Consider the following 22661-nt stretch of genomic DNA (forward strand, 5'->3'; position numbering starts at 1 on the left):
GCTAAATTTGCTGAAATTTAAATCAAATACATAAAAAATAGATGATGTAACAATTTAAAGTGTGATCTAATTCTCTAAAAATGACAATATTTGTCCAAAGTATAAAATTCAACCTGACAATAATTGTCACTTTTTAACAAAAATATACAGCCTAATTAAAAGTCTTAATTTTTTTATGTGTAAGGTGCTGTTTTTCTGTGTAAATTGTCTATAATAAAAGTTGGCACGTTTAGTGCTGATATTAAAATAGCTTACAAAGCTTATAATTAAATTAACAACATTTGTGGAGAATGTTATGAATACAATGCAAAAGGGCTTCACGCTCATCGAGTTGATGATTGTTGTCGCTATTATCGGTATTTTGGCTGCAATTGCGATTCCTGCTTATCAGGATTACACAGTTCGTGCAAAAGTAACTGAAGGTTTGTCTCTTGCATCTTCGGCTAAAACTGCAGTTTCTGAGAATGCTGCAAATGCTACTGATTTTGGTAGTGGTTGGACTAAACCATCAGCAACACCAAATGTTAGTGATGTTAGTATTAATTCTGCTAATGGACGTATTACAATTAGTTATACTACAGCCGTAGCGCCAGCTAATGCAAATACCTTAGTATTGAGCCCATTAAATGGCGATCGTGCAAGTGGTACGGCTTTAGTAAAAGGTACACCTCCATCAGCAGGTTCAATTACATGGGTATGTCGTTCTGCTGATGCTGCTACTACAGTAACTGGTGCTGGTACTGGTACTTTAGCAGCTAAATATGCACCTGCTGAATGTCGTAACTAATAACTTATAGTTAAAAAATGCCAGTTAAGATAACTGGCATTTTTTGTTTTTATTGAAATTGGGTTTAATAAGGTGGTAATTAATGGTGAATTATTTAAAAAAAATATCTGTTGATTCTATTTTATTAATTTTTATAAGCCTATCTTTTTTCTATGGCATATTGAGCTATCAGCATTATGCGCCAAGCTCACATGATTTCTTTATTAATAGTATTTCATTTATACTGTGTTCTATTGGTTTGCTATTTTTTTATATATTTAATAAAGAACTTAAAGTTAGTTTACACAGTTTACTTTGGTTTTTTTTATTATTTGTTTTCTTAATTCAACCAATTGTTAATAATATAACGTATGTAGATGGGTTGATTTTCCCTTTCTCTCAAATATTGTTGATTCTTTTTGTTTCTATAGCAATTTCAAATATAAATGATAAAAAATGCTTTGTAAAATGGTTGTCGGGAACAGTAATTTTAACAAGTATTTTTTTATTTTTAACACAGTTGGTTCACTTTTTTAATATATCTTTTTTGGTTGATTTGATGCGTTTACCATTACAGACGCAGAGATTCTCTGGCAATCTTTTTCAGCCTAACCAAACAGCATTTGTTTTGGTATTGGGGGTTATTTCAACTGTTTTTTCCTTGGAAAATAAAAAATATTTAAAATTTTTAATAATATTCTTGTTGAGTGTAGGAGTCGCTTTTACTGCAAGTAGAACAGGTTTTTTAATGTTGTTGCTTTCTTTGTTAATATTTAATGTATTTAATAATTTTTTTGGCAAAAGAAAAATTATAGTTTTGAAAGAATTTTTCTTTGGAATACTTGGATTAGTGGTTGGTATTTTTTTATATTCATTTTTTTTGGAAAGTAGTAATACGATTGGGCGTGTATCTGAAAGTTTTAAAGATGTAAGATTAAATTTTTTGCACCAAACTTTTTTAATAATTAAAGATCATCCTATAACTGGAGTTGGATGGAAAAACTTTGCTTCAACTAGCTTGCAATACTATGAACAAGTTGGTTGGTTAAGCCTAACAGATCACTCGCATTTTATTTTTGGTCATCTTGTTGCTGAGTTCGGTATTTTAGGATGGGGATTAATTATATTATTTTTAATAATATTTTTTAAAAATCTATGCTATATCAAGGATAAGTCAGATATTTATATTTTATTAACTTTATTAACTTTTATAGTCTATTCTTGTTTTGAGTATCCTTTATGGTATTTTCGTTATTTAATGGTTTTTTCTATATTTCTTGCATTATATGATAAAAGTTCGAAAAAAATCTATCAGATTGATAAAGGTTATCTAGTGGCATTGCCTATTTTAATTCTTTTACTTTTTTCCATATATTATTCTTTTCAATATAAGAAAATGGCTTATTTGAATGATATTGTATTTAGCAATAGCGTAAGTGATAGGGTAAAGTTTGATAAAATAGTTCAAACAAAATTTGTTTTTGGTTTTAGTTATTTTAATGATCTATTTTTATATCAGTCTTTATCAACGGATGGTTTCTTGCTTAAAGACTCTATTGAGATAGGGGAAAGGTTGGTGAGATATATTCCAATGAATCAGTACTTGATAAAACAGGGTACTTTATTAGGGCTGGATGGGCAAGAGGAAGAATCTTATGAATATTTTAAGGCTTCTTGTTATTATCATGCTGGAAAAGAATGTGATAATACGAAGGAATATTTAAAAAGTCTTTCTGAACAATATCCTCAGTACTTTGCTAGTATCTATAAAAAAATTGATGGTATAGATTAATGCGAGTTTTCTCAAAATTAATAGCATTATCAAAATAGTAAACCTTAAACCTTAAACCTTAAACCTTAGACCGTGGCAATAATCGCTTAAATTAAAATAGGGGAATTTCAGTATTCCCCATGCGATCATCCCATTTTAAAACTGGCAGAATTCCAATCAAACTTGCCACACAAAGCACTATCATCTTGCCAAAAAAAATATAAGATAGAGCCAGTTTTTTAGTCTAGTTTTCTTATGAAATCTGCATTGCTATTTTTGGCTGCCATCCTCATCTCCCTTGCATGGCTATTGCCCATTCACTACCGCCCATGGGTTACCTATACAGGCGAACTCTACGCATTTTTTGCCCTGTTTGCTCTTGCAGCCAGCCTTTTTAAAGAAAAATTACAAATACCCAAAATCAGCCTGCCCTTTCTGGCACTGTGCAGTGTTCCTTTCATTCAGTGGGGCTTTGGTTTGGTGTACTTCTTTGACAAAGCTCTGCTCAGCAGCGTGTATATCTTCGGTTTTTGGTTAGCAATCATTTTTGGCTACAACCTCACGCAAAATAACAGCGAACGTGAACGCATCTTTACAAGCTTTAGTTATGTGCTACTCGGCGTGGGAAGTATGACCGCATTCATGGCAATTTGCCAGTGGCTGACACTCGACCAATACCTGCCAATGATGGTAGATATTAAAATCGGGCAACGTCCTTATGCCAATTTCGCCCAACCGAATAATATGGCGACCTTTTTGGTGATGTCGCTTATGGCATGCCTATATTTATACGAAAAACAAAAACTTAAAACCATGTGGATTGTGATTGCAGCTGCCATGATTTTGGTCGGTGTGGTGTTGAGTCAATCACGGACTTCGTGGTTGGCGTCGCTGTGTCTCTTGACCTATTTGAGCTATCAACAATATCGTGGCGTGATGCGGATTAAATGGCGCTATAGCTTACTGTGGTTTGCCGCATTTATCGGGTTAATTTTTATCGCACCTGCTTTTAGTCAATTGCTCTCACAAAGTGCAGACCTTTCGGTGCAATCTCGCGATGTGGTACAGCGCGCCACAGGTGATATGTCACGTTTGGCGATTTGGCAGCAAATGCTCGCTGCAATTGAACATCAACCGTGGTGGGGCTATGGTTGGCATCAAACCAGTGTGGCTTATGTGAGCATTAGTGAATTTGTACAAGGCCCTGTGTGGATTCGCAGCGCACACAATTTTATTTTGGACTTTTTACTTTGGAATGGTGTGATACTCGGCGTGCCATTTTTGGCGTATCTAGGTTATTGGGGTTACCAGTTGCATAAATATACCCAGTCGGTGGAATCGGTTGTGGGGATTTTAATGGTCGGCGCATTTAGCGTACATGCTATGCTGGAATTTCCACAAAACTATGCCTACTTCTTGCTGCCTGTGGGTTTTATTATCGGCATGGTTCAGTCACAACGTGTGTTCAAAAGCTTCACTTTATCTGCAATTTATTTACGCACGACTTTTGTGATTGGTGCATTGTTGTTGATGCTGATTTATCGTGATTATGAGGTGATGGTGCCTAAATTGAATCAGTCGGTACGCTACGAACACACACCTGAAAAAATCACCCATCAAGAGCGTATTTTGGTACTCGAAGAATTTAACCGCCGCATTGCGTGGATACGTTTAAATCCGTATAGCCTACAAACGCCTGATCAATTGCAGGATATCCATGAAATTGTGTTGAATTATCCAACCCGCTACGATTTATTGAAATATGCACGCGTATTAGCATTTAACGGTTATGAAGCAGAAGCCAAAAAGCAATTATGGTTGTTAAGCACTTTGTGGCAGGTTAATGTGGATTATGCGACTTTATTGGATGAGGCAAAGCCGCGCTGATTTGTGTAGCGCAAGGAGGGGGATTTGAAAATAGTGAGCCAAATATGGTGAAAATTTTCAATGTTGAAAATCTCTCCCAACTTCTCTTTAAAAAGAGAGGAGGTATTCATTATAAAATTGATTTCATGTGCGAAAATTTAAAGAGATGCTGAACTTTTGTTCAGATAAAGGGAGTTGTGTTAGAATTGTATGATCTATTCACACAATAAGGCATGCTGATGGCGAGAACTACAAGTGTAACAATTGGCCCACAACTCGATAACTTTGTGAGCAAACTGATTGAATCTGGACGTTATGGTTCAACCAGTGAAGTGATGCGATCTGCACTAAGATTATTGGAGCAGCAAGAAAATCAAACTGCAGCTTTAAAGCAAGCGATTGAAGCAGGTGAGAATAGTGGAGAAAGTACACTTAGCCTAAAAGATATTGCGGCTCAAGTGAAGCAGAAGCATCGTGTATAAGCTATCAAATTTAGCTGTCGACGACTTCACTGCTATTTATGAATACACCTTACTTAATTTTGGTGTAGCTCAAGCTGACCAATACACGCAACATTTGGAAAATACCTTTCATTTGTTAGTGAGTTCACCGCTGATTGGTTATGCATGTGTAGATATTGGCGAGGGAATACGCCGTCACGATCATCATCAACATGCTATTTTTTATAAAAAACAGGATTATGGAATTTTTATTATTCGGATATTGCATCAACAGATGCAACCCATGAAACATTTTTTTGCGTTATAAATACTTTTTTATAAATCCAAGAATTTAAAATGCGCATAAGTAAAATATATTGATATTGAGAGCTTCTTCATTAGAGATAGGCAAGATGCTGAATTTTAGGTAAAGTGCCCCAAAAAACAAAAGACTGGAAAACCAGTCTTTTGAGTTATCTAAACCAGATGAATCTTAGAGTTGGCTTTGAATATAGTTTTCAATACCCACAGTTTCAACCAAATCAAGCTGTGTCGTTGCCCAATCTAAATATTCTTCTTCTTTCTCTAAAATTTCCTGAACCAAATCACGGGTTACATAGTCCAATTGTTGCTCTGCTAAAACCACCGCTTTTTGAATCGCTTCAATATTTTCTTGGACTTTACGAACATCGCAATTCAAAACTTCAACTGTATGCTGACCGATATACAATTTGCCCAAGTGTTGTAAGTTTGGTAGCCCTTCTAAAAATAAAATACGTTCAATAATTTTGTCAGCATGTTTCATTTGACGAATCGACTCTTTATATTCAGCCGAACCCAGTTGCTCAATGCCCCAATCATTAAACATACGTGAATGTAAAAAATATTGGTTAATTGCAGTCAGGTGATGATATAGCACTTGGTTGAGTTGATTAATCACATCGCGATTGCCTTTCATTGCAGCACTCCATCAACAATTTCTGCCTTAAACCGCTTAAGGCAATCTATGCTTCTATCTTAAACAAGACTGGGCAAAATGGCGAGTGATTTAGGGAACCGCAAATGAAAATCGCAATCAAAAACAATTAGCTAGGTGGTGTGAAGAAATGTAAGACAAGAAAAACCCGCTGTAGTCGAAAGCAGGAGAGGAAACACCGAGTAAAAATTATAATACTGAAATGCGGGAGAGCAATAAAACGGCAGCTTTAGGCAGCAACGGCAAGACGAGACGCAATTTGAGCAATTTCATCACTGATGATGGCACGAGTTTCAGGTGCACAGCGACCGCAGCACGTACCTAAATCAAACATATCGCGAATTTCACGATAGCTCTCTGCACCATTGGCAACGGCTTCTTTAATGTCTTGATCTGTAATACCACGGCATAAGCAAACGTACATGAATGCAACCACAATAATGAAATAAGATAAGTGTTATTATTGATAATTATTATCGTTTGTCAATAAAAATCATTTGAAAAGTCATTTATTGTAATTGGGTTTTTGAATAAAAAAATGCCACCTGATAGGTGGCATCACTCAATAATTTTTAAATAATTGAATTATAGGGGTTATGGGTTGATGATAACTACACCATCCATTTCAACCAATGCGCCTTTAGGTAAGCTAGCTACACCTAGCGCTGCGCGTGCAGGGTAAGGTTGCGCAAAATATTCCCCCATAATTTGATTGACCAATTGGAAGTGAGATAAGTCAGTCAGAAAAATATTTAGCTTGGCGATGTCTGCCAAAGAGCCACCAGCCGCTTCGCAAACGGCCTTTAAGTTGTCAAATACGCGGCGAATTTGCGCTTCAATGCCTTCTACCAATTCCATGCTATATGGGTCTAAACCAATTTGACCTGATAAATAAACAGTATTGCCCACTAAAATGGCTTGAGAGTAAGTGCCAATTGCTGCAGGTGCATTTTCAGTATGGATGACTTGGCGAGACATTGATTTCTCCTAAAATAATGTACGAACATCATAGACCATCAGACTGCATCACAGTAGTCTTATTGGTAACTAATGCGAAAAGTAGTGTCTGTACTGTGTAGGCAAATTGCCTTGCCAAGCCCTTAACAAGCTTTGGCTTCTTCTGCGATGCTGATGGGACGCGCTAAACGGCTAATCCGTGGGAAACCGTAGTGCATACGCAAATCACGAATAATTTTTGCAATTTGCTTACGGTTATTCACCACAATATTCACGTGGGTTTTACCATCATGGCTGCGCACCATTTCTACTCCCGTTTTGGCCTTACGACATTGATAGATCAAATCGGAAATTTGTTCGTCATTCATATCCATATCAATGCTGAGGTAAGCGGTAAAACTCACGTCATCGACATCTTCTGAAGTCCATTGTAGTGGCATGATGTTTTCAGGATGTTGATGCTGCTCATGCAGTAAGTTATTGCAGCGCGCACGGTGCACAATTAAACCGCGACGTGACAAGTTGCCCTGAATCGGGTCGCCCAGCACCGGGTTGCAACAGTGCGCATATTTCACATCAATGCCTTCTGTGCCTTGAATCAGACGGTCAGAATGTTCGTTGCTGTCCTGATCAAGTGCGTAAATGTGATTTGCCACCAACTGCGGCAATAAATCACCCACTGCAATTTGCTCAAATAAACGGTCTTTGGAGTCGATATGACGCCATTGCAACACATTTAACCAATCTGCCTCAGTCAGGTCTTGAATCGAGTGATTAAACAATTTCAGCGCACGGTTCAGGGCTTGCTGTCCCACCAAACGCTGTTCTTCAATATCCTGATCACGCAGAATGTTTTGTAAGGCACGACGGGCCTTTTGGGTATTAATAAAACTTAGCCAGTCTGGGTTGGGTGTGGCTAACACATCGGTGATGATTTCGACCACTTGCCCGCTGATGAGTGGTGTTGACAGCGGTTTGCTTTCACCATTAATTTTTGTACCGACGGCGTGGTTACCTAAGAACAAACTGGCTGCATAGGCAAAATCAACCGCGGTGGCGCCTTGCGGCAATTCATGTAAGTGTCCGTGCGGGGTATAAACATGAATTTTCTCTTGGTGCAGATAATCCAGTAAATCGCTAAATGTAGTTTTGGCACATTCACCATCAATCAACACATTCAAGCTTTTCATAGAGGCTTGAATGGCAGAACGACAAGCTTGTGGTGCGTTTTCACCCAAGACCACGCCAAAACGTGCGGCTTTACGCATCAATTCGGTTTGAATGGTGAGTGATAAGGTAGTTTGCTCACCTTTTAGACGCATCATTAGCGATTGGTTGCCACCTGGCAGTGGGCGACGGATATGATCTTCATAATGTAAGACCTGAAAGCTGTCACGTAAAATATCGGCCAAACGGTCACAGTCAGCAATACTTTGTAAAATAATTTCGAAGGCGTGGCTGTGGGTCAGTTCTTGTAGATCAATATCGTTTTTAACAAAGTGGCGCAGTAATTCTATATTGTTATTTTTCTTTTTAATCCGACCGGTAATTTGATTGTCTTGGAGTAGGTCGGCAAGATTTTGTTCCCATTTAGATTGGTATTCGCAGCGTTTTGGTTTGGTGTGCAAAAGGGCAGCTTGCACATCGTTATACATATCTAAATCAAGATTTTGATAACACAGATGTTCGAGGTTATCTGCCATTTCATTCATACCCACGATACGTGCCATGGGTACAAATACATCAAAGGTTTCTTGGGCGATACGTGCGCGTTTGTCTGGTCGCAGCGCATCTAAAGTGGTCATGTTGTGATAGCGGTCTGCCAGTTTCACAATAATGACACGTGGATCCTGTAAGGTCGCTTGCAGAATTTTACGGAACGATGCGGCTTTGTTGTATTCCTTGTCGCTGGAATGGCTAAGTTTGGTCACACCATCGACTAGTTCGGCAACGGTGCGTCCAAATTTTTCTGTGATGTCATCTTTGCTGTAGTCAGTATCTTCAATGACGTCATGCAATAGGGCAGCAATGAGCGTGTCGGCATCCAAACGCATGTGCGCCAAAATACAACTGACCGCAATCGGGTGTAACACATACGGTTCACCACTTTTACGGGTAACGCCATCATGCGCATGCTCGGCATAATCGCAAGCCGTAAGCACCTGTTCGACTTCACTTACGCTAAGGTAAGGTTCGATCATGGCTTGAAGCTGTTGTTTGGCTTGGCTGACCATCGTGCCTGGCATATAACACCCTTTAAAATACAAGTGATAACGAATCTACAGTTAGACCTTATAATGAAAAGCATATTGCATGACTTGTCAAATTTTTTCATGCCAAAATATAGGGTCTTTAGACCATTTAAAATAAGATCTTAATCCTTATGTTATAACGGTTTTTGGCCCAAGATTAAAGTTCAGGCAACAAAAAAGCCTAGTAAAAAACTAGGCTTTTTCAGAAAGTCGTTCTTATTGGAAAGAAAAACCATCTAAATTCAAGTTATTTGCTGAAAGTGCGAGGTCAAGACTCGAAGTTTGATAATCTTGATCACGTTGTTTCAAAATGTCTTTAGAAACGTGACCTTCTGCAATTTCACGTAAAGCAACAACGGTAGGTTTGTCGTTGTCCCACTCTACAGTTGGCTCAATGCCTTGACGTGCCAATTGACGCGCGCGCTTGCTTGCCACTAGTACAAGCTCAAAGCGGTTGTCTACATGGTCTAAACAATCTTCAACGGTAACGCGTGCCATAAGAATTCTCGTTCGAATAATAAATTTAAACAGACTGTGCAGTATAAGGTGCTTTGCTTATAGACTCAAGTTTTAATCACGCCGTTGGTGGGCTAATTAATTTCTGAATCAACTCTTGATGACGGTTGGCCTGTTGTGCCAAAACCAATCGGTTGGCAATAATGACCGCTTCTAAATCATGCAGTGCCTTATTAAAGTCATCATTAATAATCACATAGTCAAAATTGACATATTGCTGCATATCTTCCACTGCACAGCCTAAACGATGCTCAATCACTTCAACAGCATCTGTGCCACGGTTAGACAAACGCTCACGTAAATCGAATTGGCTTGGTGGGAGAATAAAAATTTGCTTCGATTCAGGAAAAAGATTGCGCACCTGCTGCGCGCCTTGCCAGTCAATTTCCAGTAACACATCGTGACCTTTGGCTAACTGATCTTTTACTGTGGCTTGGGCTGTGCCGTAATAATTGCCAAACACTTCTGCATATTCAATAAAACCGCCTTGCTCTACCAAGTCGATAAAATCTTGTTTTTGCGTGAAGTGATAATGCACACCATCGAGTTCGCCGGGACGTTGACCGCGTGTTGTGTGAGAAACTGAAACGTGTAAATTATTCACACGCTCAAGCAGGGCTTTAACGAGGGATGTTTTGCCTGTTCCTGAAGCGGCAGAAACGACAAACAATAGACCCGACATGATATTTTTCCTGATATGATAAAATATCTTCTCTATTTTAGAGTAGACGCCCCTTAAACAAAATAGCCAAGATGGCTTTTGTTGGCATAAATTTTTAAACATCCCACCTATTTAACTTCAACATAGAGGGTTCTATGGAAATTGTATTGGCGAATCCACGTGGTTTTTGTGCAGGTGTAGACCGAGCAATTGCGATTGTAAATCGTGCCCTTGAGTGTTTTAACCCACCTATTTATGTGCGTCACGAAGTGGTTCACAATAAATTTGTGGTAGATGACTTGCGTCAGCGCGGTGCGATTTTTGTCGATGAGCTGGATGAAGTACCCGATGACAATATTGTGATTTTTAGTGCACATGGTGTTTCTAAAGCGGTACAACAAGAAGCTGAACGCCGTGGGCTAAAAGTTTTTGATGCGACTTGCCCTTTGGTGACCAAGGTACATATAGAAGTGACCAAGTATGCCCGTGAAGGGGTAGAAGCGATTTTGATTGGTCATGAAGGTCACCCAGAAGTTGAAGGGACAATGGGTCAGTATGACACCAAAAATGGTGGTTCGATTTATTTGGTTGAAGATGAGCAAGATGTTGCAGAGCTAAAAGTGGTGCATCCTGAAAAAGTAGCGTTTGTAACGCAAACCACGCTTTCTATTGATGATACTGCAAAAGTGATTGATGCATTGCGTCAAAAATTCCCTGAAATTCAAGGGCCGCGTAAAGATGATATTTGTTACGCGACGCAAAACCGTCAGGATGCAGTGCGTGATTTATCGGAACAATGCGATGTTGTTTTAGTGGTTGGTTCACCAAACTCATCAAACTCTAACCGCTTGCGTGAATTGGCTGAACGTATGGGTAAACATGCGTATTTAGTCGATAATGCCGATCAGTTGCAGCAAGACTGGTTTAATGAGCACACAAAAATTGGTGTAACTGCAGGAGCATCGGCACCTGAAATTTTAATTAAACAGGTAATTCAGCGCCTACAAGATTGGGGGGCGAAAGCACCGCAAGAGCTTGATGGCCGCGAAGAAAATATTACATTTAGTTTGCCAAAAGAGTTACGTATTCCTGTAACTCAGGCATAAAGTGTTGATGGCTTAACATTCTGAATTTTTTTTAAGAATTGACAGATAATTGCTTTTTGGCAATTATCTGTTTTTTTATGCCTTTTATCCTGATTTGTGTTTGTTTTGTAATTTAATTGGATATTATTTTTAATAGGGTAAAGTTTGGCGCGCCTTGGGGGGGAGTATGCAAAAAAATAAAGGATTTACGTTAATTGAGCTGATTGTGACGATTGCTGTGATGGCGATTATTGCGACTTTGGCTGCGCCTTCTTTTGGGAATTTAGTGGCAAAACAAAAACTAATTCTAACTACCAGAGATTTATCCCAAAAATTATTGGAAGCGAGAAGTAAAGCTGTTTTAATACGTAAAGATGTAACTGTTACATTAGATGACACAACTAAATCATCAAAAGATGATACGGATATTCAAATGTATTGGAATCCAAAGGATGGTAATGCCTTAACTTCCACAAGTGCAACGTCAATTATTTTTACGCCTTATGGCATTGTAAAAGATGCAACAACGGATAGTGATTTAATGATTTGTAATAGTCATTTGAATATAAAGAAAACAATTACAGTAACAAGAATGGGTACTTTATCTAATAAAAATGATAGGACTTGCTAATGAATAATAGAAATATACAACAAGGCGTTGGGATGATGGAAGTTTTAGTTTCCTTATTATTATTAGCTATTGCGGTTTTAGGGTTTGTTGGATTGCAGTTACGTGCAGTAGATGCTGCAAATGAGTCCTTGAATAAAATACAAGCAATGAATATTGCAAGGGATTTTGCTGAACGTATTCGTATTAACCCTTATGCGTTTACATTATTAGATAAAAATAATGCCCTAATAACTAATGGCTCGACAAAATCTGCGTACGTAAAAGCAGTGGAAGAATATGGAGCATTAACAACATCCCACACATGGGCATCATGCTTTGGAAGTTCCAGTTGTACGAGTGCAAACATGGCAATAGAGGATGTAAAGCAAGTAGTAGATAAAGCAAATCAGCAAGGAATGACTATGAATATTTTACCTTGTGCAACCTCTATAACAACAGAGGAGGGCGGTGAGAGTACTACATCTTCAACTAATCTAAATAGTGGACGAAACTGTATATATGTTGCATGGGATACTACGACTGCTACAGAAGGAAGTGGTGATAATGATTGTACGTTATATGGAAAGTTAAAAGATAATTCGAAGTGTATTGTTGTGGAGACATATTAATATGACGAAGTCGCACTTTACTCGTTTTAGCTCGGGATTTACGCTTGTTGAGTTAATGGTCTCTTTGGTTTTAGGGTTATTGGTAGTTGCGGCAGCAATACAGCTATTTATGACTGCGCAAATTAGTGCCAACCTGCAGCGAGCTATCTCTGATATACAAGACAATGGAAACTTCGGTATTAATTATATGATCGAAGATATTCGAAAAGCCAATTTTTCAGCAGATATACCTGTGATTAAAAGTGGCCTGCCTTATGCAGGTATTGTTTTGGGAATCGACAATTTACCTTCAACTTTAACCAATAGATCTGCCAACCTATTAACTAAAAAAGAAGCAGAGGGGACAGGCAAGAAGACAAATATAAGTAGTGATCAATTGACAATACAATACTATGTAGATATTACGGGACAATTTGACTGCGAAGGCTCAGGAATACCTGTAAACAGTTATGTGTTACAAAGATATTTTATCTTGGACGGAAACTTGCGTTGTGATGCTGGTATATATCCTAAAACTGTACCTACAGGAAATGATGCTACTGGGAATCCTAGAACTCATACTATTGTAGGTTTTGGAGGGAATGGAGAAATTGTCATTAGAAATACTGAATATATGCGTATTTTATTTGCAGTGAGTGATGATAAAGTTATTGCAGATAATATTTCAAATGATCCTATTCCTGCTGATGGTTTAGTGCAAAAGAATTTTCGTTATATAGATAGTTATCCAACGAGTGGAACTTTGCCTCGTATTCGTGGTGTACAAATTGGTTTATTAATACGCTCAAATGAAAATGTAGGCGGTAACCCGGATATTAAAACAAGAAATGGTTCTGCTTTTTCAGTATTAGATAAAAACAATGTTACTGTGAATACAATTGATTCAAATTTACGCCAAGTAATTTCACAAACAGTTGCTTTTCGAAATGCATTGGGGAGTGGTTCATAATGGTTGCACTTAAAAATATAGAAAAAGGTAATACTTTAATCGTAATATTAATATTAATTGTAGTGGTGACTATTATTGGCTTAGTAGCAATTCGTGAAAGTATAACTTCTTTAAAAATATCAACCAACAGCCAAGCACAGGCTTTACTTATGCGTAATTCAGATGCCTATTTTTTTAATATTGAAGGCGCTGGGGAAGTGTATAAAAAATTAAATGCGAGTAAGTTTGGTTTTGTTGGTTTTGCTTCGCAACCTGAAAATATTGGTAAAGAAGTAGTATTTTGTTTTAATCAGAATATCGTACAAAATTTTGATACTAATACTGTTGGAGTGATTTCCAATATATTAACTAATACTGCTGATACTATTGGCACGGGAAAAAAGAAAATCTCGCCAATTACTCGAGGTGCTTGTGACCCGTCTGTAGCTGATAATTATACTAGTGGGCGTAAGGCAGTGATGACACAGGTTGCGATTAAAGTGGATAACACACCAAGTGCGCCTTTAGAGAACTTTGTACAAGGAACAGATGTTCCTCAAGTTTCTCAACCGATTAAAGTCAGAATTAACACTACTTCATTAATGCCTGCAATGGCAAGTACAGCAACTTCTACACAAATCAAGTCATGTTTAACTGACTATCCTGCTGACGTAATTAAAGATGGTTTAAATGAAAGTAATACCATTGCGGATTGTTTGCGTCATTACAACGTGCCATTTAATGCGCAAGTTGCTGAATACCGTCAAAGTAATACACCAATGTAGTCCATTTTGTTTAAGATTCGGGGGAAAGTGTAATGAAAGAATTAGAAAATAAAAAAATGAAGTTTAGACCGCATCCTTTGGTTATTGCGATGGCTTATGCTATGGGGGTCATGTTACCCAATACAGTGAATAGTGCTATATCAAGTGATTTAGATATCTATAAGCAACCTACCAAAGGCAAAACTACTTTATTACTAATGGTAGATAGTTCAGCAGGAATGAATGATGATGGTGCTGCGAAATTTCCTCTAGCATCTATTAAGAGAGATTATCCACGTTGTACTGCTAAACTTTTGGAAGAAACTACTGTTTCCCTAGAGTCTAAGTATCAGGGTGACTATACTCTCACAGATAATAGAGGGGCAAAAAAACCTACTTTTGTATATGGAATGCCTTATTGTAATGATGGTACAGGTGAGTATAAATATAGTCGTCAGGATCGGCAGAAAATTGCAATGACGAAGCTGTTAAGTAGCAGAGATATTTCAGATGATATCGTGATGGGTTTAGGGCAAATGCCTACGCAAACTTCTGCTAACTATATTATTAGTACAACTAAGACCGCAGACCAAAATGCCATCTATAACTCTGGGGTAACTCAATATAGATTCAAGGGAACAAACCCATATCCAGGCTTAGAAAGTAATGGTACAGGTACTTCTGCTAAAATTTTGATTCCTGCAGCGCCTTTGAACCTCGCCCAACGATGGAAGATGCGTATAGCTGCAACTACCCTTTATGCTGGGGGTACAACGCCTTTGGCAAGTGGTTTGGCAGAAGCGGGTGCATATATGCTGGGAGGAACCTCTCCTTTAAGTCCTAACTCAGTACCCACAAAATCTTATCCAGGAGTTGCGACTGAAAATGCGTCTGGTTATGTAAAAGATATTGGTTATAGACAAAGCGGATTTATTGACTCAATAGATACTGTTAAAAATACCGCTAAAACGGAATATGTTTCACCAATAGATAGTGGTACAGAGTCTTGTAACAGTAATGGGATATTTCTCCTAACCAATGGTACACCCACAGAAACTCAAAGCGATGTAGCACAGATTTTGATGCGCAATGTGCTGAAAGATAATAGTTTTACTTGTCCAAATAGTGAAAGCAGTGGAAGTATTAAACAGGTAGGCTCAGGAGCATCTGATTTTGGCTGGACCTGTATGGGGGAGTTTGCTAAGCGACTATATAATAATAATAAAAAGATTAAAGTTGCTATTGCTGGGTTTGGTGATGATTTTGCCCCTTACTTACAAAGTGATAAATCAATTTCCCTTAGCAAGCCAGATGGTACATTAAGAAAGTATTATAAGTGTAATGCTTTAAAGGTAGGGGATACTTATGTTTCAAATGGGGTAACTAGGGTTGTAACTCAGGATGTAATAAATGCTTGTAATTTGGGGGAACAGGAAAATACTGATCCTTCACTAAATGTTGGGGGGAAAGTAGGAGGATATGGACAAGGGGGATTTTATCCAATTGTTTCACCTCAAAATTTGATTGATAGTGTAAAGGATTTTGTGGCAGATTTAGAAACTTCCTTACCTGCATTAAATACAGGGGTTCCAGGTATTCCTGTAGATACCCTAAATGCTACACAACGAATTCCTTATGCATTTTATTCACAATTTCAACCTAATACATTAGCAAGTCAGGCAATTGGTATTTGGGTGGGTAATGTAAAAAAATATCGTGTTGCTGATAGTACATATAAAGATCGTAATTCAAACAATGTAATAAATACGAATGGTTTATTAAATGCAACACGAGACTATTGGAATAATTCGATCAATACAGATGGTGCAGATGCCACAAAAGGTGGTGCTCTATCCAAGCTTCCTGTACAAACACAAATAGGTCGTAAAATTTATAGTGATAGATCAGTTTCAGGAGCTACAGTTACAGCAATTACTACGCCTGGTACAGCATTAACTTTAATTAATTCGAATAATACTTCTGGATCTACAAATACTGCTGAAAGTTTAAGAGCAAGTGCTGATCCAGATAGAGCATATTTACTGAATTTATTAGGTTTTGGCGTAAATGTTCCTACTCCTCCAGCCAATTTAACAAATGCTGCCCAACTCCGCCAAATGGGTGCTACGCTTAACTCAACACCATTATTTTTAACTACAGAGAGTAAAATTGCTACAAAAGCAACGGGTTCTGGAGATACTCGGGTAAATGTTGGAGATTATATTAATCGTAAAGATTATGTGCTTTTTGGAACCAATCAAGGCCTGTTGCAAGTAGTAAATGCTGATACAGGAGAAGAAAAATTCGCATTTTTACCTAAAGAAATGATTGAGCGTCAAAAAAATGGTTTTATCGCTAAATCTCTACAAACTAATTCAAATGTAGGAAGTGATTTATATCAAGGAATTGATGGTGCTTGGTCAGTTTATGCAAATTATGTGGCAAATAACGAAAGTAATTCTCTTAAAGCTTCAACGCTAAATGTGTATGGAGGAATGCGTCGAGGTGGTTATAATTACTATGGGCTTGATTTAAAAGATATCGAGACAAGTAGCCCTAAACTTTTATTTAAGGTTGGACCTCAGCAATCTATAAGTACAGCAGGTGCAGTCAGTTTAACAGGAACTTGTAGTAATACAGCACCTTTAGATTGTATGGGACAAAGTTGGTCTAAGCCAACGATTGCATGGATTAAATGGAAAGGTAAACCACAGCTAGTAATGATTGTGGGCGGGGGGTATGATCCAGTTTATGACAGTGTAATCTATAAATCTAATACAACAGCAACTAAAGGAAATGGTGTTTATATTTTTGCAGCAGAGAAAGCAAAAACTGCAACTGGTTCGAATGATACAACCATGCCTGATCCTGGCGCACTACTTTGGTGGGGAAGCAGCACAGCCACTAATACTACTCCAGGTGATAACAACACAACTCAAAAAACTAATAATGCGAATTTAAAATACAGCGTAGTCAGCGAGATTAAAGCTATTGACCGTGATAGTGATGGTTTTGTTGACAATCTGTATTTTGGTGATCTTGGTGGACAGGTTTTCCGTGTGGATATTGATAATGCGTCTTCTGGAACAGCAGGTACTTTAACTAAAAATATGGTGGTTAAACGTATCCAGCGTATTGCAAACTTTATTTCAGATACAGAACGTTCGACAAGAGCTGCACCACGTTTTTATCAAATCCCAACATTTACTGTGCATAGTCTAAGTGCGTCTTCAACAGCAACAGTGGCAGGAACTTCTACAACTACTTCATATACGTTGGGTGGTGTAAGAGGAGGTGCAACACGCTTTGCTGTGATTAGTATTGGATCAGGAAATACTAGTAATCCAATTGAAAGCACTTTGACTAGTACAGCAGGTACAAATGGCGGCTTGCCTGATCGCGTTTATGGTATTTTTGACAGGGATATAGGGCGCGTTGATTTATATACTAATGTTAATGATAGCGATACAACAGGATCGAACCCAACAACCGATGGGTTAACTAGTAAAGATATTGTATTAGCAAATATGATTGATATAACTGCGACTGCAGGTACTACGGCCACGGTTGTTAATATGGTTTCGGCAGGAAACCATGGTTGGTACCACACTTTAACAGGCACGGGGTTGGGTCGAACAGGTACGGATAATATTGAAGCAAATCAATCTATAGCACGTTATAAAGTATTAGGTAGTTTTGCGGCAATTAAAAATACATTATTTACTAGTTACTTTGATGCTGCAGATAAGGGCTCTTCATCTAGTTGTAGTGCGGGGGTTAAAGGTCGTTCATATATTAAAAACTATTGTTTGCCTTTTGGTAGCATGGGTACAGATGGTAATAATTGTGGTACGTCCACAGATGGTCGCAGTTATTCTACTGCTAACGGTGGTATAGGTAGTGATGTTGGGGCTGGTATTGTTCCTGTAGTAGTAGGTGGAATGACCAATAATAAGATTGGACCAATTACAGGTAAAGGTCAAAGCAGTGGAGTCTCAGCACAATATTCAACACCACTTCGTTTTGAACCAATTAAGTGGCTGGCCAAACGTTCATGAGGAAACATAATGTCTAAAATGAACATTAAACAGGTAAAGGGCTTTACTCTGATCGAGATAATGGTAGTAGTAGTAATTGTTGCAATTTTCGCAGCAATTGCTATTCCTAGTTATCAGTCTTATATACGTAGAGGGGAGGAGTCCAAAGCTATGCAGGAAATGCTGAGAATTTCTCAGGAATTAGAAAGATATAAATCAAAAAATTTTAATTATCAGGGTTTTGCTGTGGGAGCTAATACTGCCTTTTCAGTGACGAATACCAGTTATACAATTTCTATTGTTGATGGTACTGATTCATCTAAAAAATTGGTTGATACGAGTTCAACAGGGCAGAAATGGGCAATGCAAGCAAATGCAAATGATACTTATGGGAAAAAATTTAATTTTTTGTTAACAAGTGATGGTTTTAAATGTAAAAATAAAACTTTTTCTGTGATGACCTATAGCGAGTGTAAAGTCGGTGGTATAAATGAATGGTAAAGATATAAGATATAAAAAAGGATTTACCTTAATCGAGCTGATGATTGTAGTGGTAATTATTGCTATTTTGGCAGCAATTGCTTACCCGTCCTATACACAGTATAAAATTCGTACTAATCGAGCTGAAGTACAAAGCGAAATGATGAATACTGCCCAGCGTTTACAGAGTTATTACGTGATTCATCATAATTATACGAGCGCAACTTTAGATAACAACGCAATCAGGAAGGATTATCCCCCATCTAATCCTATTTATACCATTACACTTGTTCCAAGTGGTCAAACCTATAGATTAACTGCAGAGCCTAAAACGGGTACTGTTCAGGTAGGGAATGGAAGTGTAATTCTTAATAGTAATGGATGGAAATGTTGGACTAAAACTACGATAGCATGTACTCCTTCAGCCACCTCAAACTGGGACGGCAAATAAGCTCAAATTCAAAATTGTGGATAAACACTTTTTGATCTTTCATTCAGGGCAAATTTCACGTAAAATATTGCCCTCTATGAAAGGGGTTTGAAATGTATCGATGGTCGATACAGGGATAATCCGTAAAAACTATAAGGTTGTATCATGGTAGTTATTCGTCTTACTCGTGGTGGTGCTAAAAAGCGTCCATTCTATCAAATCGTTGTAACTGACAGCCGCAATGCGCGTGACGGTCGTTTCATCGAGCGTATTGGTTTCTTCAACCCAACAGCTCAAGGTAAAGCAGAAAAACTTCGTTTAGATGCTGACCGTTTTGCTCACTGGGTTGCACAAGGTGCTCAACCTTCTGAACGTGTTGCTTCTTTAGCTGCTCAAGCGAAGAAAGCTGCAGCTGCTGCATAATTTTTACAAATTAAGTCGTAGGTAGCCCATGACACCAACACAGAATGTGCCCGAAGATCGTATTCAGATTGGACAGCTACGTTCAGCATATGGATTAAATGGGTGGCTCTGGGTCTATTCCAATACAGAACCCATGAGCAACATATTTGACTACCTGCCTTGGTACATTGAAACCAAAGCAGGTTGGCAAATGGTCGATGTAAAACGTTGGAAACCACATGGCAAAGGCTTGGTGGTCAGCTTAAAAGGTGTGAGTGATCGTACCGCAGCAGACAACTTGGTTGGCGCAAATATCTGGATTTCAAAAGCGCAACTGCCTCAACCAGGCGTGGACGAGTATTATTGGTCTGATTTAAAAGGTCTAACAGTGTTAGGTCTGGACGATGACGAACAAGAAGTAAACCTCGGTCAAATCCATGAATTGTTTGAAACAGGTGCCAATGACGTGATGGTAGTTCGCGCAACTGCCGATAGCGTCGATAGCGAAGAGCGTATGATTCCATGGCATAAAGATGTGGTACAACGCGTTGATCTCGAAGCGGGTCGCATCTACGTAAATTGGGGCGTAGATTATTAATCCATTCAGGATTCGCAGAGCAGGAAAATAGAGGAGTCTGCGGTGTTTTTTGCAGTCATTACGCTTTTTCCTGAAATGTTTGAAGCGATTACAGCTTACGGTATTAGCGGACGCGCAGCAAAACGCGATTTAATGCAAATTACTTGTATTAATCCACGTGATTATGCACAGGGCAACTACAAAAGGGTGGATGAACGTCCATTTGGTGGTGGTCCGGGTATGGTGATGATGGCAGAGCCTTTGGCGCAAGCAATCCAGCATGCCAAACAGCTTGCACAGCAAGCAGGAGCAGTTCATGTACCTGTGGTGTATATGTCGCCACAAGGTAAAACCTTAAACGAAACTGCAGTACAACAATTCGTTGAATATGATGGATTAATTGTATTGTGTGGTCGTTATGAAGGGGTCGATGAGCGTTTAATCCAAAACTATGTTGATCAGGAATGGTCAATTGGCGATTACGTTTTATCGGGCGGTGAACTACCAGCGATGGTGTTGTTGGACAGTATTATTCGGAGACTTCCGGGTGCAATGTCTGATGAACAATCTCATGTGCAAGACTCATTTGTGGATGGTCTTTTAGATTGCCCACAATATACCAAGCCAGACCATTTTGAAGGTTTGGATGTCCCTGAAGTACTAAAGTCGGGACACCATGCCAATATTGAAAAATGGCGGTTTTTGCAGCGTTATCAACGGACTTTAGAACGTCGACCTGAGTTGATTGAAAAAGTTGAGTTGAGCAAGCAGCAAAAAAAATGGCTAAAAGATTCGCAAGGGTAGACCAAATAATTGGTTTATCTAAGCACCATGGCTACAGACAGTGTGTTTGTAGTTTTTAAATAGGCTCTTTATGCATTGAAGCGGTCAGGCATAAAGGGAAAGTCAATCGGGTCTATGCGCTTTAGCCTCTAGACCCAGTGGAAATCAGACCTCTTCTGACCCACACATATTGGAGATACCCCATGAGTGGTAAGCATCCTTTAGTACAAGCTGTTGAGAATGCACAGCTTAAGCAAGACATCCCAGCTTTTGCACCAGGCGATACAGTTATCGTTCAAGTAAAAGTAAAAGAAGGTGATCGTGAGCGTCTTCAAGCATTTGAAGGTGTTGTAATTGCGAAGAAAAACCGTGGTTTGAACTCTGCGTTCACAGTACGTAAAATTTCTAGCGGTGTTGGTGTTGAGCGTGTTTTCCAAACTCACTCTCCAATCGTTGCGAAAATCGAAGTGAAACGTCGTGGTGACGTTCGTCGTGCTAAACTTTACTACCTACGTGAATTGTCTGGTAAAGCTGCACGTATTCGTGAGAAATTACCAGCACGTAAACAAGGTTAATTTTAACCTTGCGTTACAGCTAAAAAATGCGCCATTTAGGCGCATTTTTTTATGTCTGGTATTTGATTTATAAACCTTGTAGTTTTAAGCGGTTGGCATGTTGACGATATACATCAACAGGATCAGGCGCAAAAATATCTTTCATGCCCAAGAGTTGATTGACTTCGTCCAAGTGGTTCCAATAGTAATTATCACGAATGGTTTTACCAAATTTGGCGCTGCAGCGTGATACCAAACCATCATTATCACGACCATTATCAATCAACAAACTGGTTGCCAACATGGCTGAGTCTGGATCAAGTAAATTAGTGACAGCCGTATTGCCCGTAAATGAATAGAACTGGATGCCTTTTTCTTGATAAGCGCCCTCACCACAACTTGTCGTTGGCATACCCATTGGGAATTTGCTGTTAAATTGTGCTGAACCTGTGGTGCTCAAACTGTTGGCACCTGCCAATGAGTCATGTGGATAGCTATTTGGATCTAAACCTTGTGCCCAAGTAATGGTTTTAGACACTAAATTGACCATATCAATTAATGGTTTTTCTAAGGCCGAACCTTGGACTTTTAGAATAAAGTCGGCCACAGGTGAGCCTTTATTCGGTGCACCGACCGCAGTCAGCGATGCGACTTTAGATGGCATCACGCCTGCAACATAACGAATGGTTGGTCCACCATGTGAGTGACCAATTAAGTTGACCTTGCTTGCGCCTGTAATCGCAAGAATTTCATCGACTTGTTGTGCCAATTGTTCGCCACGAATTTCCGATGAATTAAAAGGGGATACGCGGGTTGCCCAAGCGTTAGCACCGTTACGTGCTAAATTGGGTAAAATTTGGTACCAATAATCGACACCTAACTGATCTCCACCAATATTGATAAAGCCTGCCATACCGTGAGTAAACACAATCGGATATTTGGTTTTGGCATAACTGGAGATCACGAAGTTAGATTTGACCTGTTCTGCATTGGATGCGTGCGCGGTACTGAAGGTACTAGCCGCAATTAAGCCTGCAATGAATAATCCATATTTCATATAACATCCTCTATTTTATTGTGCTTTCCTAGCATGACAATATCTATTGTCAAATATCATTATTCAGGAAATTTGCTAGATTGCAAGTTCTGAATGATTCATGGTTATTGAACTTCTTGC

At 38.7% G+C, this 22661-nt stretch carries 24 protein-coding genes; 17 read left to right on the forward strand and 7 right to left on the reverse strand.

The features are described from left to right. Nucleotides 1-304: 304 nt before the first annotated feature. The 5 genes from FTU39_RS04865 (at nt 305) to FTU39_RS04885 (ending at nt 5171) form a co-directional block, all read left to right on the forward strand. Nucleotides 305-787, forward strand: coding sequence for a pilin (locus tag FTU39_RS04865; protein ID WP_373686607.1), 483 nt, complete (start codon nt 305-307; stop codon nt 785-787). An 82-nt stretch (nt 788-869) separates the two neighbouring features. Then, nucleotides 870-2558: an O-antigen ligase gene (locus FTU39_RS04870; RefSeq protein WP_180051806.1), complete on the forward strand. Its 1689-nt coding sequence runs from the start codon at nt 870-872 to the stop codon at nt 2556-2558. A gap of 234 nt (nt 2559-2792) precedes the next feature. Further along, the gene (locus tag FTU39_RS04875) at nt 2793-4424 is read left to right on the forward strand and encodes a PglL family O-oligosaccharyltransferase (protein ID WP_180051807.1); all 1632 of its coding nucleotides are present in this window, start codon (nt 2793-2795) and stop codon (nt 4422-4424) included. Nucleotides 4425-4642: 218 nt separating this feature from the next. Continuing rightward, a complete protein-coding gene (locus FTU39_RS04880; RefSeq protein WP_004974509.1) occupies nt 4643-4885 on the forward strand; it encodes a type II toxin-antitoxin system ParD family antitoxin in 243 nt (80 codons plus the stop codon). Continuing rightward, nucleotides 4878-5171 (forward strand): type II toxin-antitoxin system RelE/ParE family toxin, encoded by a 294-nt coding sequence (locus tag FTU39_RS04885; RefSeq protein WP_070153485.1) that lies wholly within the window; start codon nt 4878-4880, stop codon nt 5169-5171. The genes FTU39_RS04880 and FTU39_RS04885 overlap by 8 nt, the downstream gene beginning before the upstream one ends. A 165-nt stretch (nt 5172-5336) precedes the next feature. On the opposite strand, the gene bfr is transcribed toward FTU39_RS04885, so the two are convergent. The 6 genes from bfr to gmk form a co-directional block, all read right to left on the reverse strand. Continuing rightward, nucleotides 5337-5801, reverse strand: a complete 465-nt coding sequence (gene bfr, locus FTU39_RS04890) for a bacterioferritin (protein WP_131260631.1) — start codon at nt 5799-5801, stop codon at nt 5337-5339. 247 nt (nt 5802-6048) lie between these two features. Beyond that, entirely contained in the window at nt 6049-6243 is a 195-nt protein-coding gene (locus tag FTU39_RS04895) for a bacterioferritin-associated ferredoxin (protein ID WP_004809963.1), read from the reverse strand. 170 nt (nt 6244-6413) lie between these two features. Further along, nucleotides 6414-6797, reverse strand: a complete 384-nt coding sequence (locus FTU39_RS04900; protein WP_156189568.1) for a RidA family protein — start codon at nt 6795-6797, stop codon at nt 6414-6416. A 122-nt stretch (nt 6798-6919) separates the two neighbouring features. Then, on the reverse strand, nt 6920-9022 hold the full coding sequence (locus tag FTU39_RS04905; protein WP_180051808.1) for a bifunctional (p)ppGpp synthetase/guanosine-3',5'-bis(diphosphate) 3'-pyrophosphohydrolase: 2103 nt from the start codon (nt 9020-9022) through the stop codon (nt 6920-6922). Nucleotides 9023-9244: 222 nt separating this feature from the next. After that, entirely contained in the window at nt 9245-9526 is a 282-nt protein-coding gene (gene rpoZ / locus FTU39_RS04910) for a DNA-directed RNA polymerase subunit omega (protein ID WP_004809957.1), read from the reverse strand. Between the two features lie 76 nt (nt 9527-9602). After that, a complete protein-coding gene (gmk, locus tag FTU39_RS04915; RefSeq protein ID WP_168418475.1) occupies nt 9603-10226 on the reverse strand; it encodes a guanylate kinase in 624 nt (207 codons plus the stop codon). Between the two features lie 134 nt (nt 10227-10360). Between gmk and ispH the strand changes: the two genes are divergently transcribed. From ispH to rplS, 12 genes are all read left to right on the forward strand, one after another. Further along, nucleotides 10361-11311: a 4-hydroxy-3-methylbut-2-enyl diphosphate reductase gene (gene ispH / locus FTU39_RS04920; RefSeq protein ID WP_180051809.1), complete on the forward strand. Its 951-nt coding sequence runs from the start codon at nt 10361-10363 to the stop codon at nt 11309-11311. 166 nt (nt 11312-11477) lie between these two features. Next, nucleotides 11478-11921: a Tfp pilus assembly protein FimT/FimU gene (locus tag FTU39_RS04925; protein WP_180051810.1), complete on the forward strand. Its 444-nt coding sequence runs from the start codon at nt 11478-11480 to the stop codon at nt 11919-11921. Next, nucleotides 11921-12529 (forward strand): type IV pilus modification protein PilV, encoded by a 609-nt coding sequence (pilV, locus tag FTU39_RS04930; RefSeq protein ID WP_180051811.1) that lies wholly within the window; start codon nt 11921-11923, stop codon nt 12527-12529. The genes FTU39_RS04925 and pilV overlap by 1 nt, the downstream gene beginning before the upstream one ends. Nucleotide 12530: 1 nt before the next feature. Further along, nucleotides 12531-13478, forward strand: a complete 948-nt coding sequence (locus tag FTU39_RS04935) for a PilW family protein (protein WP_180051812.1) — start codon at nt 12531-12533, stop codon at nt 13476-13478. Continuing rightward, nucleotides 13478-14242 (forward strand): hypothetical protein, encoded by a 765-nt coding sequence (locus tag FTU39_RS04940; protein WP_180051813.1) that lies wholly within the window; start codon nt 13478-13480, stop codon nt 14240-14242. Before FTU39_RS04935 ends, FTU39_RS04940 begins: the two co-directional genes overlap by 1 nt. Before the next feature lie 32 nt (nt 14243-14274). Beyond that, a complete protein-coding gene (locus FTU39_RS04945) occupies nt 14275-18279 on the forward strand; it encodes a hypothetical protein (RefSeq protein ID WP_180051814.1) in 4005 nt (1334 codons plus the stop codon). 9 nt (nt 18280-18288) lie between these two features. After that, nucleotides 18289-18759 (forward strand): type IV pilin protein, encoded by a 471-nt coding sequence (locus FTU39_RS04950; protein ID WP_306670396.1) that lies wholly within the window; start codon nt 18289-18291, stop codon nt 18757-18759. Next, complete coding sequence (locus FTU39_RS04955; protein ID WP_218953073.1) at nt 18749-19189, forward strand: type IV pilin protein; 441 nt, start codon at nt 18749-18751, stop codon at nt 19187-19189. The genes FTU39_RS04950 and FTU39_RS04955 overlap by 11 nt, the downstream gene beginning before the upstream one ends. 144 nt (nt 19190-19333) lie before the next feature. After that, complete coding sequence (gene rpsP / locus FTU39_RS04960) at nt 19334-19591, forward strand: 30S ribosomal protein S16 (protein WP_004974526.1); 258 nt, start codon at nt 19334-19336, stop codon at nt 19589-19591. A gap of 28 nt (nt 19592-19619) precedes the next feature. Continuing rightward, nucleotides 19620-20168, forward strand: coding sequence for a ribosome maturation factor RimM (gene rimM, locus FTU39_RS04965; protein WP_096901260.1), 549 nt, complete (start codon nt 19620-19622; stop codon nt 20166-20168). 42 nt (nt 20169-20210) lie between these two features. Beyond that, nucleotides 20211-20951: a tRNA (guanosine(37)-N1)-methyltransferase TrmD gene (gene trmD, locus FTU39_RS04970; RefSeq protein ID WP_180051815.1), complete on the forward strand. Its 741-nt coding sequence runs from the start codon at nt 20211-20213 to the stop codon at nt 20949-20951. Between the two features lie 182 nt (nt 20952-21133). Then, nucleotides 21134-21505 (forward strand): 50S ribosomal protein L19, encoded by a 372-nt coding sequence (gene rplS, locus FTU39_RS04975; RefSeq protein WP_004974529.1) that lies wholly within the window; start codon nt 21134-21136, stop codon nt 21503-21505. A 67-nt stretch (nt 21506-21572) separates the two neighbouring features. On the opposite strand, the gene FTU39_RS04980 is transcribed toward rplS, so the two are convergent. Then, complete coding sequence (locus tag FTU39_RS04980) at nt 21573-22541, reverse strand: triacylglycerol lipase (protein ID WP_180051816.1); 969 nt, start codon at nt 22539-22541, stop codon at nt 21573-21575. Between the last annotated feature and the right edge of the window lie 120 nt (nt 22542-22661).

It is taken from the genome of Acinetobacter sp. YH12099 (genome assembly GCF_013419195.1).
GTDB classification, from domain to species: domain Bacteria; phylum Pseudomonadota; class Gammaproteobacteria; order Pseudomonadales; family Moraxellaceae; genus Acinetobacter; species Acinetobacter towneri.

Bases quoted from the DNA above. Each gene is read 5' to 3' on its own strand.
- FTU39_RS04865 (WP_373686607.1), top strand. From the start codon at position 305: ATGCAAAAGGGCTTCACGCTCATCGAGTTGATGATTGTTGTCGCTATT.
- FTU39_RS04875 (WP_180051807.1), top strand. From the start codon at position 2,793: ATGAAATCTGCATTGCTATTTTTGGCTGCCATCCTCATCTCCCTTGCA.
- rplS (WP_004974529.1), top strand. From the start codon at position 21,134: ATGAGTGGTAAGCATCCTTTAGTACAAGCTGTTGAGAATGCACAGCTT.
- bfr (WP_131260631.1), bottom strand. From the start codon at position 5,801: ATGAAAGGCAATCGCGATGTGATTAATCAACTCAACCAAGTGCTATAT.
- pilV (WP_180051811.1), top strand. From the start codon at position 11,921: ATGAATAATAGAAATATACAACAAGGCGTTGGGATGATGGAAGTTTTA.
- FTU39_RS04900 (WP_156189568.1), bottom strand. From the start codon at position 6,797: ATGTCTCGCCAAGTCATCCATACTGAAAATGCACCTGCAGCAATTGGC.
- FTU39_RS04905 (WP_180051808.1), bottom strand. From the start codon at position 9,022: ATGCCAGGCACGATGGTCAGCCAAGCCAAACAACAGCTTCAAGCCATG.
- FTU39_RS04895 (WP_004809963.1), bottom strand. From the start codon at position 6,243: ATGTACGTTTGCTTATGCCGTGGTATTACAGATCAAGACATTAAAGAA.
- FTU39_RS04940 (WP_180051813.1), top strand. From the start codon at position 13,478: ATGGTTGCACTTAAAAATATAGAAAAAGGTAATACTTTAATCGTAATA.
- FTU39_RS04935 (WP_180051812.1), top strand. From the start codon at position 12,531: ATGACGAAGTCGCACTTTACTCGTTTTAGCTCGGGATTTACGCTTGTT.
- FTU39_RS04980 (WP_180051816.1), bottom strand. From the start codon at position 22,541: ATGAAATATGGATTATTCATTGCAGGCTTAATTGCGGCTAGTACCTTC.
- rpoZ (WP_004809957.1), bottom strand. From the start codon at position 9,526: ATGGCACGCGTTACCGTTGAAGATTGTTTAGACCATGTAGACAACCGC.
- ispH (WP_180051809.1), top strand. From the start codon at position 10,361: ATGGAAATTGTATTGGCGAATCCACGTGGTTTTTGTGCAGGTGTAGAC.
- FTU39_RS04870 (WP_180051806.1), top strand. From the start codon at position 870: ATGGTGAATTATTTAAAAAAAATATCTGTTGATTCTATTTTATTAATT.
- rimM (WP_096901260.1), top strand. From the start codon at position 19,620: ATGACACCAACACAGAATGTGCCCGAAGATCGTATTCAGATTGGACAG.
- gmk (WP_168418475.1), bottom strand. From the start codon at position 10,226: ATGTCGGGTCTATTGTTTGTCGTTTCTGCCGCTTCAGGAACAGGCAAA.
- FTU39_RS04880 (WP_004974509.1), top strand. From the start codon at position 4,643: ATGGCGAGAACTACAAGTGTAACAATTGGCCCACAACTCGATAACTTT.
- FTU39_RS04945 (WP_180051814.1), top strand. From the start codon at position 14,275: ATGAAAGAATTAGAAAATAAAAAAATGAAGTTTAGACCGCATCCTTTG.
- FTU39_RS04925 (WP_180051810.1), top strand. From the start codon at position 11,478: ATGCAAAAAAATAAAGGATTTACGTTAATTGAGCTGATTGTGACGATT.
- FTU39_RS04955 (WP_218953073.1), top strand. From the start codon at position 18,749: ATGAATGGTAAAGATATAAGATATAAAAAAGGATTTACCTTAATCGAG.
- rpsP (WP_004974526.1), top strand. From the start codon at position 19,334: ATGGTAGTTATTCGTCTTACTCGTGGTGGTGCTAAAAAGCGTCCATTC.
- FTU39_RS04950 (WP_306670396.1), top strand. From the start codon at position 18,289: ATGTCTAAAATGAACATTAAACAGGTAAAGGGCTTTACTCTGATCGAG.